The sequence below is a fragment of the Aphanizomenon sp. CS-733/32 genome, from assembly GCF_028330045.1.
GTDB lineage: Bacteria > Cyanobacteriota > Cyanobacteriia > Cyanobacteriales > Nostocaceae > Dolichospermum > Dolichospermum gracile.
Window position 1 is genome coordinate 1 of sequence record NZ_JAQMSE010000019.1, and the last position, 14,337, is coordinate 14,337.

The window sequence follows — 14,337 nt, forward strand, 5'->3', positions numbered from 1 at the left end:
CAATCGAGAAACCTGAGTGGCCATATCTTTGACACGCTTGAGTGCTTGTTTAGCCCCTGCTCGCTCTGGCATCTTAGCGGAGGTAACCAACACTCGTAGTACCAATCCCAAGGTATCAACAGTCATAAATCGCTTGCGTCCTTTGATTTTTTTGCCTGCATCATAACCCACTTCTTCCGTAACCATTGCTGCACTTTTTACACTTTGGCAGTATTTACAGATTATACCCTGAGAGCTTTTTTTACTCAACTTCTAACTTTTCAAACACCCTCTTAATATGTTCTATTTTTTGGCAAATAAAGTTAAACTCAACCAGAAAAATTAGGTAGATAAAATTTTGCTGGCTGGAATTTTTCAAAAATCCCAATAATCTAAGTCACATCTGCGGAATGTGGGTTATAGTAAAGGTTTTATAAGTTATAAACCGATGGAAATTATTATTGGTTGGCTATATCCGAAGTTGATGAGTACCTACGGCGATCGCGGAAATGTGATCACTATCCAACGTCGCGCTCAATGGCGGGGATATAATGTCATTGTTTTACCCTTAGACCAAGATTCTACTGCAGAGGATATAAAATCAGTAGATGTGATTGTTGGTGGGGGCGCACAGGATCGTCAGCAAGAAATTGTCATGAGGGATTTGCAAGGGGCAAAAGCTGAGGCCATGCGTGATAAAATCGAAGATGGCACGCCGGGAGTTTTTACCTGCGGTTCTCCCCAACTGCTGGGAAATTATTATGAACCAGCCTTTGGACAAAGAATTGAAGGTTTAGGAATCTTAGATTTAGTTTCTATTCATCCTGGTGAAAATACTAAAAGATGTATTGGCAATTTGGTGATAGAAGTAACAGCTTCCCGGTTAGCACAGGAAATAGAAGCAATGATAGGGACAAAACCTTATTTAGTCGGGTTTGAAAATCATGGCGGCAGAACTACATTAGGGAAAGTGGAAGCTTTGGGGCGTGTGGTGTATGGTTTGGGGAATAATGGAGAAGATGGAACAGAAGGCGCGTTTTATCAAAATGCGATCGCTACCTATTCTCACGGGCCATTATTACCAAAAAATCCAATAGTAGCCGATTGGTTAATTCAAACTGCGTTAAAGTTGAAATATCAGCAAGAAATCAAACTTTCACCTTTAGAAGACACTTTGGCAATGCAAGGACGGGAAGCGATATTGAAACGCTTAAAAGTTAATTTGCCCACTGTAACTGGAGTTAGGTAATGGGTAATGGGTAATGGGTAAAACATTCTTCCCAATTACCAATTACCAGATTCATAAACTACATTATTTCTTTATCAAATAAGAATAATTTCCTGTACAATGTCTGATAAGTTACTATAGAAATCCGAAATTGTTTAATTAGTCATTATTTTAAATCTGTGCAACTTCCTTCTTCCCCAGAATTTGAAAATCGCTCAAATCATCATTATTGTGATGAGGGTTTACAAAAATTACTTGATCGCCTTGTGAGCAGAATAGAACGCGATGAATTAGTGCGACAAACAACAAATCACCTGAGAGAATCACTTCAGGCTAATCGTGTAGTGTTGTATTATTTCTATGAACAATGGCACGGGCAGGTAACATTTGAATCATTGAGTGCTGATGAATATTCGATTCTTGGTTTTACCGGACCAAGGGATTGTTTTAACCATGAATATGCTGCTTTGTACTTAGAAGGACGAATCAGAGCGATCGCTGATATAGAATTAGAACCAATTCAGGATTGTCACCGTGATTTTCTTCGGAGTATGCAAGTTCGTGCCAATTTAGTAGTCCCAATTCTCATACCGCGAGGATTATGGGGACTATTAGTAGCGCATCATTGTCAGCATCCCCGTAATTGGACATTAGCAGATATTGAACTGATGCAAACAGGAGCGCTAACCTTAGCAACAGACTCTAATATTTTAGAAAGTTAATAAATTGTAATTGTATTCAAATCGAATACCCTCTGAGGTAAGAAGTCTTAATGATAGCAGGGAATTAAGGAGTGTAGTCCTTAGTTCTGCCACACTTATATTAATATCCTGAGCAAAAGATATTTCACGTTCTTCATCATCAATATTTTGAAACTTGGGAGACAGATAGATAATATGAACGTAAGGAAATCTAAATATGGTTTGTATTTCTCCGAGCTTTTTTGCTTCTTTGAGTAGTTGAGCAGCATTCATTACAGCGATACTCCTTTATTTCTCAAACTTGTCTTGATGTCTTTAATAGTTTCTAACGCATCTCTAATTTGAGTATCCGTAGAGGTTCCTGGAAAATCGCTCTGTACATCCTTAAATCCGGGGAATCCTGATTTAGACATTCAAATTCCCAAGTTTAGGACTCCACCATCCTTTTGCAGTATGAAAATAAGCCACATCCTTATGTTTTGTATCCTTCCATGAATCCTGACCAGAACACCGCAACATAGTTTTATTTTGCCCATCTTTAATATAACTGTATTCCTCCAAAGGTTTCTTGCATACAGGACAAGGATATGCAGTAATTTTTGCAGAAGGTTTGGGAGCATTTTCATTTGTAGATGGTTTAGTTTTTGGTGCTTCCCACTTCTTGCTAAAATCACTCCAAAATAGGACAATGTTTTCGCAACCACTCACACATTTAAGAAAGTATTTCTTTTTAACTTTACTGCTGGGAATTTTAGCTAAATAGTTCTTGCAATCAGGACAACGAGTTTTAGAAGTTTCATATTTACGCTCACCAAAATTATTATTTTTAGCGGTAGTTGATGAATTAATAACCACAGTTTTAGCTTTGGAAAGTGCAGGAACAAAATAACTTTGATGCCAAGTAGTTAGGTAATGTTGCCAAGAGTTCTTGCCTTCAGAAATTGCATCTAGGGCATCCTCCATTTTAGCGGTAAATTCGGCTTCTAATAAATCTGGTAAAGCCTTTTGTAGAAATTCATCAACTTCTAAACCCAAATTTGTAGGTTGAAGATTATCTTTTTTCAAATCCAGATAATTGCGTTTTCTCAAAGTAGCAATTGTCGGGGCATAGGTACTAGGACGACCAATTCCTTTGCGTTCCATTAATTGTACAAGTTTGGGTTCGCTATATCTTGGTGGTGGTTGGGTTTGTTTTTGGTCATGTCCGGCTTTGGCTAAATTCAGTTTTTGTCCCTGTTGCAATAAGGGTAAAACGGCATCTTTGCTCAGATTAAGCCAATATTTTGCATAACCGTAAAATTCCACAACCTGCCCTCTAGCTTGCCATAAAATATTACCTGATTTCGTAATTACCAAAGTTTTACGAAGTTGTGCCGGACGACATTGGGAAGCGATCGCTCTTTTCCAAATCATCACATATAGGTTAAACTCATCTTCAGGTAATTCTGCCCGTAATTGCACCGAGGGACGAAAAACATCTGTAGGACGAATAGCCTCATGTGCTTCCTGCGCTGTTTTATTACTACGCTGTTTTGCTACGTGCTGAGGCACATTCTCCGGGTCATTTTGTTCCAACCATTGACGAGCGCTCGCACAAAATTCAGGACTCAACATGACTGAATCTGTTCGCATATATGTAATTAACCCTGCCTCATATAGCTTTTGCGCCACCTGCATAGTTTTGTCAGGGGAAAATTTCAACTTTGAACCGGCAGCTTGTTGGAGGGTGGAGGTGGTAAATGGTGGAGGGGGTTGACGATAAACCAGTTTCCCTTCGAGGTGAATAATTTGATGAGGATGAAGTTTTGCCTCTTCAACTAGTCTGTTTGCTTCTGCTTCTGAGAGAACGCGCTTAGATTCCGGTTTTTCTGGGTTGTTACTAGCTGCATCATCATGAGTTTCCGTTTCTGGTTCTGGTGTTTCTTTCTCAGTATTTGTTGTACCTTTGTAAAAAGCTCGGAATCCTTCTTGATAATCTACCCACACACTCCAGTAATCTTGGGGAACAAAAGCCAGAATTTCTCTTTCGCGCTGACATATTAGGTGTAATGTGGCGCTTTGAACTCTACCTACGCTTTTTGCGCCGTTATTTAATGCCCAAACTAGGGGACTACCTTTATAACCTACCAGTTTATCCAGACAATCTCGACATAATCCGGCACCGATTAAGTTAGTGTCAAGTTTTCTGGGGTGAGCGATCGCATTTCGCACCGCTGATGGTGTAATCTCAGTATAAACTACCCGTTTGGGGTCTCTTAATCCTAAGGTTTCTTGAAGATGCCAAGCAATGGTTTCTCCTTCTCTGTCTGGGTCTGTAGCTAAAACCACCTCATCAACCTGTCTAACAGCCGCTTTTAATTGTTGAATCGTTTCCTTGGCCCGTTGGTCACGGGGAACATAATTACAGCGAACAGTATTACCATCCATTGTAAATCCTAGTGAATCATCACCCTCATTACTGAGTTCGCGGATATGTCCACAACTAGCGCGAACAATCCAATCTGCACCGAGAATTTGACTCAGTTTTTTGACTTTTCCGGGAGATTCAACAACTAGGAGACGTTTGGGCATGGAACTTGTTTTTGAGATGCTTTATCTAGGATAAAATAGATGGCAAGATTTTTACAAGAAGTTGGGAATTTGAATTGTCTGAATCAGGATATCTGGTTACTGAGCGATCTTATTTTTCCTCACATATTTTAGTTTTCCTCTGCCCACCTATTTACAATCATTCAGATAATCATCCATAATAGCTGGTAATTCCTTTGCTGAATAAGTATAAGTTAGGGATAAAAATGTAATAGCTTTGGTAATTATTTCTTTTCTATCTAGAATTTTCGATAATTGAGAACGAGTGTATTTACCATTCATTATTTCTAGACTAGCATCAGCGATCGCATCCTCAATTACTTCTTCCTGAATTAAATTTTCCCATTCATCTTCATTTACATAATAGGATCTTTTATTTTCTTTAAGATTAATTTTTTGAATTTCCCTAATCGAATTACGAATAGAAGCCATCCAAGAATTCGTTAATCCCTGTTCTATTTTATTTTTAATCAAGTGAATTAGTAAAATCTTTAAATACGATTCTATATTTCTCAATATTGCTTGTTTACTCATTCCTTCTAATTCATCTACAATCACTAAAGCATCTGTATAATTTCCTTGTAAAATGCTATTTCTGAGGTCTATTAATTCTTGAGTCATTTTCATTAACCTCCAGTATTATTTACATAAGTAGGTGGGCAGAGGAAAATCAAAATGTGTGAAGAAAAGTAGAATCGCTGAGAACTTCCTCATTCTTGCCTCTTGCCTTCCCATAACGATAATTTTTAACGCTAACCTACTTAATAGCCTATTTAATAGTCTATTCTCACTACTAGAATTATATCAAAATTTCATAATTAAGGATTTACAGAATCAGATTATATCTGATGTAAGATATAGCACTGAGATGATTTGTGCTTAATTACTACTAAATCCTTTGTATCGTAACAAAGAGAGAAATTGACTAAAATATACATTCTATGATAACGTGAATCTCAAAGATACGTATTTTTTCTGTTATAAATATGCTGCAACCAGGAAAGCCATTAAAACAACGTCCCCAATATGTCGTAGAAACAGAAATTGGAGAAGGAGGGTTTGGTGTTACTTATAAAGCTAAACATCAAGATTTGAATTTTCCCGTTGTTATTAAGACTCCTAATAGTCGTTTGTGTAGAGATGCTAATTATCCTAAATATGTGGAAGGTTTTCGCAAGGAAGGAAGAACATTAGCCAAAATATCTCAAAATCACCATCCGAATATTGTCAGAATTATAGACTTTTTTGAAGAGGATAATTTACCATGTTTGGTGATGGATTTTGTTAAGGGTGAAAATTTATATCATTTAGTAAGAGAAGAAGGAATTTTCTCAGAATCAATTGCTATTGATTATATTAAACAAATTGCTGATGCTTTATCTCTTTGTCATGAAAATGGCATTATTCACCGGGACGCACATCCTGGTAATATGATTTTACGAGAAAATAGCAATACTGTAGTTTTAATAGATTTTGGTTTAGCAGGAAATGTCAATAGTCAAAGTATTAATCAAGCTGCTAATCTAGCTTTTGCACCTTGGGAACAAATGTTAGAAACTGAGAAATCAGCAACTATAGATGTTTATACTTTAGCTGCTTCTTTGTTTTATTTGGTGACTGGAGATACTCCCAGACCTTCTTTAGCTAGGAAGATGTTAAATAATGATTTAATAGAACCAAAAAGGATAAATTCAAGGATTAGTGATAGGTTAAATCAAGCGATTATTCAAGGTTTAGAATTAGAACCTAAAAACCGTCCCCAAAGTATGCAGGAATGGGTGGGTTTATTTCCTGGTTTAAGTAGTGGGAATAATGGTAATGAGTTAGAATTAAAATCATATGTAGGAATGGATTATAGTAAACTGCGTGATTTACTCAAAGCAGGAAAATGGAAGGAAGCAGATGATGAAACAGATAGGGTGATGTTAGCGGTTGCGAAACGGGAAAAGGAATATTGGTTAGATGATGAACATATTGATAATTTTCCCTGTGTAGACCTGCGAACTATTGACCAATTGTGGGTAAAATACAGTAATGGTAGATTTGGGTTTTCTGTTCAGAAACAGATTTATCAAGGTTTAGGTGGAACTAGAGCATATAATTCAGATATTTGGTGTAAGTTCGGGGACAAGGTAGGATGGATAAAAGGAGGCGACCGGTTGTACTACAAGGATCTATTTTATGATATAAAAGCACCAGAAGGCCACCTCCCAGGTTTTACATATTTTAATGGGTTAAGGGGATATTCGGGGATGTCTTCTCTCGCGTCGAGACTTGTAAAGTGTAACATTTAAAAGTTACAGAAAATTATTAAGTCTGAATCAGGATAACCAGGATTAAAGGATGTACAGGATGGTAATTTTTAGATGGTTTGTTGGTGATGAAAGTTGTATTTGCCTGAATCAGGATAACCAGGATTAAAGGATTTACAGGATGGTAATTTTTAGATTGTTTATAATCATTTAAAGACAATAATCAAAAAACATCTTGAAAATCCCAAAATACCCACACACCCTCATCAAAAAACATCCTGAAAATCCTATAATCCTGGACATCCTGATATGGCTTGCGCCACGCTTCGCTATCAGACAAATTAAAATATTAGTACACCACAAATAAAATCAAAATCCTGTAAATCCTTAAATCCTGATTCTGATATAAACCCCGTCCAAGTTGAAACCTATAGTTTTTTCTAAGGCGAAAACTCAAGTTTTCAAGATGGATAGGGTATAATATAGTAAATTACCAGCAGGAAGTAAAAGTTATGACCACTAAAGAACTTATCCAAGCAGAGATTGACAAAATACCAGAACAAGAGCTTAATGAACTTTATCAACTAATTAAAGATTTTACAAATAAGAAGAATAGCACTAAAAAGGGAATTTTATCTCAGCTAAAACAGATAAAAATTCAAGGACCTACAGACTTTTCCGTGAATTTTGATAAATATTTATACCAGCAAGAATCAGATGAGCAATAATTGTTATTTTTTAGATACTTCATTTATTATTGCTCTAATTAATGAAAGAGATCAATATCATCAAACAGCTAATGAGTTAGCAGATTATTATGATGATTCATTTTTAGTCACTTCTGATGCAATTCTCTTAGAAATAGCTAATGGTTTAAGTCGTAATTATAAACAACAAGCAACTCAATTAATAGAATATTTATTAAATGCAGAAACAGTAGAAATCATCCATGTTACTCCAGATTTATTTCACCAAGGATTTGATTTGTACAAGAACTTTCAAGATAAAGAATGGGGTTTAGTTGACTGCATTTCTTTTGTAATTATGAGAAATAAAAATATTACTCATGCTTTAAGTTTTGATCATCATTTTCAGCAAGCTGGATTTTCGTTAGTAAAATAGAGCAGTTTGGTTTGTAGTGTGCAGTGTGTGTTAGAAATGGGAAAAGATTAAAACCAACATCCTGTAAATACCCAAGTCCTGGATATCCTGATTCTGACAATTAAAAAACGATACAATATTAATAATCCACAAACCCGAAACAGTAATGGTTCAAACCCCTATCAAAACCCTAACCCTTGACGAATTTCTCAAATTGCCAGAAACCAAACCGGCAAGCGAATTTATTAACGGTGAAATCATTCAAAAACCCATGCCTCAAGGAAAACATAGCACAGTTCAAAGCGATTTTGTCTCGGCGGCTAATATCATTCTCGAACCCCAGCGCATAGCCCGCGCATACTCTGAGTTACGCTGTACCTTTGGCGGTAGATCCATTGTACCTGATATTGCCGTCTTTACATGGGAACGCATTCCCCGCGATGAAAATGGTGAAGTTGCTAACACCTTTGCTATCCCTCCTGACTGGACAATTGAAATACTTTCTCCTGAACAAAGTCAAACTAAAGTTGTTCGGAATATCCTCCATTGTCTTAGTCATGGTACTCAAATGGGTTGGCTAATTGACCCCGCAGAAAAATTAGTTTTTGTGTATTTTGCTGATCAACGGATTCTATTATTTGAATTAGAGACAGATAGTTTACCTGTTCCAGCTTTTGCAGAATCATTTAATCTTACTGTGGGTGGACTTTTTAGTTGGCTAAATGAATAAATCTTTAACATATTCTTTGTCTGATAGCCAAGCGTGGCGCAAGCCATATCAGGATATCCAGGATTTAAGGATTTACAGGATATTAACTGAATTTAATTTGTTAGATGCAAGTATTTTTATATAGAATTAATTACACAAATTTTTTGCTGTTCTTTTTTTGCTGTTCTCTCTTTCCTAGAAATTTTATGGATTCCCACTCCCCACTGTGTCAAGCTATAACCCATCGTATCATCACCAGCCCTCAAAAAAGAATTACTTTTGCCCAATACATGGAGATGGTGTTATATCATCCAGAATATGGCTATTATTCTAGTGATGCTATCAAAATCGGCTTTCGCGGTAGTGATTTTTTCACATCTGCCAGTTTAGGTGCTGACTTTGGGGAATTACTAGCAAAGCAATTTCACCAAATGTGGGAGATTTTAGATCAACCTATACATTTTGATTTGGTAGAAATGGGAGCAGGACAAGGTATATTAGCATCCCATATACTCAATTATATACAGCAAGAATACCCAGATTTTTTTGGTGCAGTCAAATATATTATTGTTGAAAAATCACAAAGTTTAAAACAACAACAACAACAACGGTTACAAGATTTTGCTGTTAATTGGTGTAATTTGGAGGGAATTCCCTCCAAATCTATTAACGGCTGCTTCTTTTCCAATGAATTAGTAGATGCTTTTCCAGTCCACCAATTTATTTTAGCAGCAGGAGAATTGCGGGAAATTTACGTCACCCTTGCCGAATTAAACCGTGAAATCAGTGAAATCCAGATCATCCGTGATCCTCTATTTATGGAAGTAATAGGAGAACCATCAACACCACAATTAGGAGAATATTTTAAGTTAGTAGGCATTGATTTAAGCCAAAATACTTATGAAAATGGCTATCGTAGTGAAATTAATTTAGCAGCTTTGAACTGGTTGGGTATAGTGGCAGACTGCTTGGAACGGGGGTATGTGCTAACAATTGATTATGGCTACCCTGCTCATCGTTATTATAACCCCAGGCGATCGCAGGGAACTCTCCAGTGCTACTACCAGCATCGTCATCATGATAATCCTTATATCAATATTGGGCAACAAGATATCACTGCCCACGTTGACTTTACAGCCTTATCATCTTGGGGTGAACGGTGCGGACTCAAACAAGTTGGTTGGACGCAGCAAGGTTTATTTTTAATGGCATTGGGAATAGGTGAAAGGTTAGCTGCACTCTCCTCTGGACAGCAACCAATATCACAGTTGCTACAACAACGGGAGAGATTACACCAACTAATTAACCCAGGGGGATTGGGCAATTTTGGCGTTTTAGTCCAAAGCCAGGGACTAACGGAAAAACAAGCATCACAACCACTCCAGGGATTAGTCGTACCAGAGTAGAGATCAAAGAGAAAGCTTAAAAATCTCTTTAACAATCCTGTATTAGCCTTGTTTGCTCTAGCATAACAGAGATGATATAGCAGGAGTCAGGAGTCAGGAGAAAGAAACAGTAGTCCCTTTTGTCGTCTGATTTTCATGATCAATTGATATCCTAACCACCTTGTCTGTTGCTATATTCAAGTCAAAAATCTACTCAAGAGGCATAATTATGACTGCTCATGATCTGTTAGTGCTAGTAACTCTACTTTCCCCCGGACTATTACTTTCCATAATCATTATGGTGACTTTTGCCGCAGGAGGCTAGTACCGCTTCGCGGCAGTCAAAAGTCAAAAGTCATAAGAGGAAAGAGAAAGAAAAAGGAAGAGGAAACGGAAAGGACTTTTTCACTTTTCTTTCTCCTGACTCCTGACTCCTGACTTCTTCTACTAACAACTGACCACTGACAAAGGAACGTAAAACATGAAGGTGGCATTTCTGGGAACTGGATTGATGGGACTACCGATGGCTCAAAGGTTATTAGCTGCCGATATAGAGCTAATTGCCTATAATCGCACCCCAGAAAAATTAGAACCGCTACGGGCAGCAGGGGTGCAAATTGTGACCAAACCCCGCGAAGCAATTCGCGCTGCTGACTGTATAGTGCTAATGCTTTCTAACGCCGCAGCTATTTATCATGTACTTCTGACGGATACTTCTTGGCATACTTTATCAGGACGCAGCATCATTCAAATGGGGACGATTAATCCCTTAGAAAGCCAAGAAATCAGAGATACAGTAGTTGCGGCTGGGGGTGAATATATAGAAGCTCCCGTCCTGGGTAGTATTCCCGAAGCTAAAACTGGCAAATTAATTGTCATGGTCGGTGGAGAGGAAGAACAGTATCAACGGCATTTAAAGTTACTCCAACATTTTGGAGAAAATCCTGTATATATAGGCGCTGTGGGTTCTGCTTCTAATCTCACCTTGGCACTTAATCAACTGATTGCTTCTCTGACAACTAGCTTTGCTCTGAGTTTGGCATATATCCAGTTGCAAGGCATTGATGTTGATTTGTTTATGCAGGTTCTACGCGAAAGTAAACTTTACGCGCCTACTTTTGATCAAAATTTGCGGCGGATGTTAGATGGCAATTACAATAACGCCAACTTGCCGACAAAACAACTGATCAAAGAAATAGATTTATTTATCTCAGAAGCGAAATCCTTGGGTTTAAATCTCAACAGTATTGAGGGTGTAAGGCAAATCTTACACGCAACTATGAAAATGTCCTATCCAGAGGATGATTATTCATCGGTATTTCCAGCAATTCGGGAATGGGGTGAAGTCAGTGGAGGTTAACAAAGAATGTAGAGACGTTCAATGTAACGCCTCTACAAAGGTGATGACTAAAATGGGATGTCATCTGGATCGGGTTCTGGCGTAACTCCTACAGGGGATGGAGACTGCACAGGGGTGGGTTGGTATGTCGGCTGAGGGGCTGTTACCTGGGGCATTGGGGCGGATGTAGGATAGTTTGATTCATAATTAGTAGGGCTGTAGGTTGGTGGCGCTACAGGGGTTTCATAGACTGGTGTAGTTCTCGTGGCTGCTGCTGGTGAACTGGTATAAGCACCTTGTCCGATGGCGTGAATCTTTTGGACTGTTAATTCTGCGCGTTTTTCCTTAAATCCTTCGGGGCGATCAATTGTATTCATGCCTAAGCGCCCTTCAATAATGACGCGATCGCCCTGATGATAACTTTGGTGAATCTCTTTTGCTAAATTTCCCCACCCTACGACTTTTAAAGGATGCGTTGGATCTTCTGGTTTTGCTCCCGCTACATGAACAATCATTTCTGTAACTTCTAACCCATCTGGTGTGTGGCGCAGTTGGGGATTATCGTAAATTTCTGCCATCAAAATACAACTGTTCATCGTCTGCTCCTGATTTTTAATACTTTTTCTCACGGTGAATTTCACCTCACGAGAAAAGTCAACCATAATTAGTTAAAACAATGATGATACTGTTCGCATAGCGTACCGTAGGCAATCATTGTTTCTCTATCTTACACTTGACCAGAATGAGTATTATGTTTTGTCTGTATAGTGCAATTGTACTATTTTGCGGTCTGGACTGTGATTTGTATGATTAATTTAATTTATGTAATGATCGTAATAGACATTGTATTATAGTGTTTGGTTAGGAGAAAAAGTTTTATGTTAAAGCGTATTTATATTGATAATTTTCGCTGCTTGGTAAATTTTGAGCTTAATGTTGACTCAATTAACTTATTTCTTGGTGGTAATGGTTCAGGTAAATCAACTATTTTTGAAGCCTTGCGGAAAATTCAAAATTTTATATTAGGTGAATCAAAATTAGAGTCTATTTTTGATTATTTTGATTTTACTTGCTGGCAAACTTCACCAACTCAACGTTTTGAATTAGAAATAGATGGTAATGATGGTAACTATAAATATGAACTTGTAGTTGAAGCTAATCGAGATCAAGTCTCTGTGGCGTATGAAAGATTATGGTTCAATGGACATCCTTTACTAAAATATGAAAAGGGCGATGTACAACTTTTTCGAGATGATTATTCAGAAGCATCAAAATATTCATTTCTTCCATCTGAATCTATATTATCCTCTTTATTACCAAGAAATGACAATAAAAAACTATTCTGGTTTACAAAACGGATAGAGAAAATAATTATTGTACAAATTGTTCCTATTTTAATAAACAGTGGGGGTGCAGAAACAAAATATCTAGGTTCTAAAGCTGAAAATTTCGTTTCTTGGTATAAATACATTTCACAAGATCAAGGGAAAGTTGCTGAATTAATAAATGTTTTAAAAGAAGTTTTAGATGGTTTTATTAGTTTTAAGTTTGAGCAAATAGGAAAAAAATATGTTGGTTTGAAATTAAAGTTCACATCAGATTCAGAAGATAAAAATACTATTGATTATCATTTAGGTGCATTATCAGATGGTCAAAAAGCACTAATAATATTATATACACTAATTTACTGTATGAAATCAGAAGATTATACACTTTGTATTGATGAACCAGAAAACTTTTTAGCACTTCCAGAAATTCAACCTTGGTTAAGACAGCTATATGATTTTTGTGATGAAGGAAAGTTACAAGCCTTACTAATTTCACATCATCCCGAATGTATTAATTATCTTTTAGCGTCACCAATTGGTTATTGGTTTGAACGTCAAAGTAATGCACCTGTACGAGTCAGAAAAATTAGTAACGAAGAAGCTGATGATTCAGGATTAAAGATTTCAGAACTGATTGCACGGGGATGGTTATAATGAGCCAGCGGAGAGTGCAGATTGTAATTTTGTGTGAGGATAAACAACAAGAAGTTTTTGCTATGCATTTTTTGCAAAAGCGCGGTTTTACCTTAGATAGAAATTTCCGCACCGAAATTTGTCCTAAAGGTGCAGGAGAACAGTTTGTCAGGGAAAAATATGCAAAAGAAGTTGTAGAGTATCGTAGACAGAGAAATAACCGTTCTGGAATATTTATCAATTCTCATTTCTTGCGAATTTATGGCTTCAATATTGAAATTGAGGCTGTGTTATTATTCATCATAAATAAGTGTCAATTTACTTTGACTCCCATATCTATTCCATCACTTTTCAATTGTCCATCTTCCATGTAAATAATCCGATCAGCTATATCCAGAATCCGGTTATCATGGGTGACTAATAAGATGGTACAGTTTTGTTCTTTTGCTAACATTTGCATTAATTCCACCACATCACGTCCCGATTGTTTATCTAATGAAGCTGTGGGTTCATCTGCTAAGACTATTTTTGGATGACTAACTAAAGCGCGGGCGATCGCCACCCGTTGTTTTTGTCCACCGGATAAATTCTCTGGATAGTAATTAACCCGTTCTCCTAAACCAACGTGTTCTAACATTGCTGTAGCTTTAGCATTAATATCGCCATTGAGATGATGTTCATGTAACTCCAAAGACATCCGCACATTTTCTTTGGCTGTTAAAAAACTCATCAAATTATGTGCTTGAAAAATATAACCAATTTGGCGACGTAATTTAGTTAATTGTGCTTTTTTTGCACCGGACATTTCCTGTCCTAATATTTGTAAACTGCCATTTTGGGCAGAACGTAAACCCCCCATTAATGATAATAGGGTAGTTTTACCTGAACCCGAAGGACCGGTCATAATCACAATTTCACCAGCCTTAATCTCTAAATTAATGTCAAATAATACTTGTTTTTGTAGCGCACCTTTACCAAAATAATGATTGAGATTACTAACGGAAATAACTGTTTCTGAACTAGAAATAACTTCAGAAGCAATAGTTGTAACTTCCAATGACATAGTTCCTTACCTTTGCATGAGATATAAAAA

At 37.1% G+C, this 14,337-nt stretch carries 15 protein-coding genes and 1 pseudogene; 10 read left to right on the forward strand and 6 right to left on the reverse strand.

Annotated features, from left to right (window positions below; all coding sequences use genetic code 11):
• A pseudogene (locus tag PN471_RS01225) lies at nt 1-168 on the reverse strand (transposase); the annotation flags it as partial.
• Between the two features lie 259 nt (nt 169-427).
• Between PN471_RS01225 and PN471_RS01230 the strand changes: the two are divergent.
• Both PN471_RS01230 and PN471_RS01235 read left to right on the forward strand, forming a co-directional pair.
• Nucleotides 428-1,228, forward strand: a complete 801-nt coding sequence (locus tag PN471_RS01230; protein WP_442867119.1) for a type 1 glutamine amidotransferase — start codon at nt 428-430, stop codon at nt 1,226-1,228.
• A gap of 158 nt (nt 1,229-1,386) precedes the next feature.
• Nucleotides 1,387-1,929: a GAF domain-containing protein gene (locus PN471_RS01235; protein WP_271775334.1), complete on the forward strand. Its 543-nt coding sequence runs from the start codon at nt 1,387-1,389 to the stop codon at nt 1,927-1,929.
• Here PN471_RS01235 and PN471_RS01240 read toward each other — a convergent pair.
• The 3 genes from PN471_RS01240 to PN471_RS01250 all read right to left on the reverse strand — a co-directional run bounded on the left by PN471_RS01240 (nt 1,918) and on the right by PN471_RS01250 (nt 5,118).
• Nucleotides 1,918-2,181: a hypothetical protein gene (locus PN471_RS01240; protein ID WP_271775335.1), complete on the reverse strand. Its 264-nt coding sequence runs from the start codon at nt 2,179-2,181 to the stop codon at nt 1,918-1,920. The genes PN471_RS01235 and PN471_RS01240 overlap by 12 nt on opposite strands.
• Before the next feature lie 132 nt (nt 2,182-2,313).
• A complete protein-coding gene (gene topA, locus PN471_RS01245) occupies nt 2,314-4,479 on the reverse strand; it encodes a type I DNA topoisomerase (protein WP_271775336.1) in 2,166 nt (721 codons plus the stop codon).
• Nucleotides 4,480-4,626: 147 nt separating this feature from the next.
• Nucleotides 4,627-5,118 (reverse strand): DUF29 family protein, encoded by a 492-nt coding sequence (locus PN471_RS01250; protein ID WP_271775337.1) that lies wholly within the window; start codon nt 5,116-5,118, stop codon nt 4,627-4,629.
• A 365-nt stretch (nt 5,119-5,483) separates the two neighbouring features.
• Here PN471_RS01250 and PN471_RS01255 point away from each other — a divergent pair, with 365 nt between their 5' ends.
• The 6 genes from PN471_RS01255 to PN471_RS01280 all read left to right on the forward strand — a co-directional run bounded on the left by PN471_RS01255 (nt 5,484) and on the right by PN471_RS01280 (nt 11,304).
• A complete protein-coding gene (locus PN471_RS01255; protein ID WP_271775338.1) occupies nt 5,484-6,791 on the forward strand; it encodes a serine/threonine-protein kinase in 1,308 nt (435 codons plus the stop codon).
• A 470-nt stretch (nt 6,792-7,261) separates the two neighbouring features.
• Nucleotides 7,262-7,477: a hypothetical protein gene (locus PN471_RS01260; protein ID WP_271775339.1), complete on the forward strand. Its 216-nt coding sequence runs from the start codon at nt 7,262-7,264 to the stop codon at nt 7,475-7,477.
• Nucleotides 7,467-7,871 carry a type II toxin-antitoxin system VapC family toxin gene (locus tag PN471_RS01265; RefSeq protein ID WP_271775340.1) on the forward strand — a complete coding sequence of 135 codons (405 nt, stop codon included), beginning with the start codon at nt 7,467-7,469 and terminating at the stop codon, nt 7,869-7,871. Before PN471_RS01260 ends, PN471_RS01265 begins: the two co-directional genes overlap by 11 nt.
• 145 nt (nt 7,872-8,016) lie before the next feature.
• Nucleotides 8,017-8,580, forward strand: coding sequence for a Uma2 family endonuclease (locus PN471_RS01270; RefSeq protein WP_271775341.1), 564 nt, complete (start codon nt 8,017-8,019; stop codon nt 8,578-8,580).
• A gap of 185 nt (nt 8,581-8,765) precedes the next feature.
• Nucleotides 8,766-9,965 (forward strand): class I SAM-dependent methyltransferase, encoded by a 1,200-nt coding sequence (locus PN471_RS01275; protein ID WP_271775342.1) that lies wholly within the window; start codon nt 8,766-8,768, stop codon nt 9,963-9,965.
• Between the two features lie 460 nt (nt 9,966-10,425).
• Nucleotides 10,426-11,304: an NAD(P)-dependent oxidoreductase gene (locus PN471_RS01280; protein ID WP_193892808.1), complete on the forward strand. Its 879-nt coding sequence runs from the start codon at nt 10,426-10,428 to the stop codon at nt 11,302-11,304.
• 47 nt (nt 11,305-11,351) lie between these two features.
• On the opposite strand, the gene PN471_RS01285 is transcribed toward PN471_RS01280, so the two are convergent.
• Entirely contained in the window at nt 11,352-11,879 is a 528-nt protein-coding gene (locus PN471_RS01285) for a single-stranded DNA-binding protein (RefSeq protein WP_271775363.1), read from the reverse strand.
• A 282-nt stretch (nt 11,880-12,161) separates the two neighbouring features.
• Here PN471_RS01285 and PN471_RS01290 point away from each other — a divergent pair, with 282 nt between their 5' ends.
• Entirely contained in the window at nt 12,162-13,265 is a 1,104-nt protein-coding gene (locus tag PN471_RS01290; protein ID WP_271775343.1) for an AAA family ATPase, read from the forward strand.
• The gene (locus tag PN471_RS01295; RefSeq protein ID WP_271775344.1) at nt 13,265-13,618 is read left to right on the forward strand and encodes a hypothetical protein; all 354 of its coding nucleotides are present in this window, start codon (nt 13,265-13,267) and stop codon (nt 13,616-13,618) included. Before PN471_RS01290 ends, PN471_RS01295 begins: the two co-directional genes overlap by 1 nt.
• On the opposite strand, the gene PN471_RS01300 is transcribed toward PN471_RS01295, so the two are convergent.
• Nucleotides 13,558-14,307 (reverse strand): DevA family ABC transporter ATP-binding protein, encoded by a 750-nt coding sequence (locus tag PN471_RS01300; protein WP_271775345.1) that lies wholly within the window; start codon nt 14,305-14,307, stop codon nt 13,558-13,560. The genes PN471_RS01295 and PN471_RS01300 overlap by 61 nt on opposite strands.
• Between the last annotated feature and the right edge of the window lie 30 nt (nt 14,308-14,337).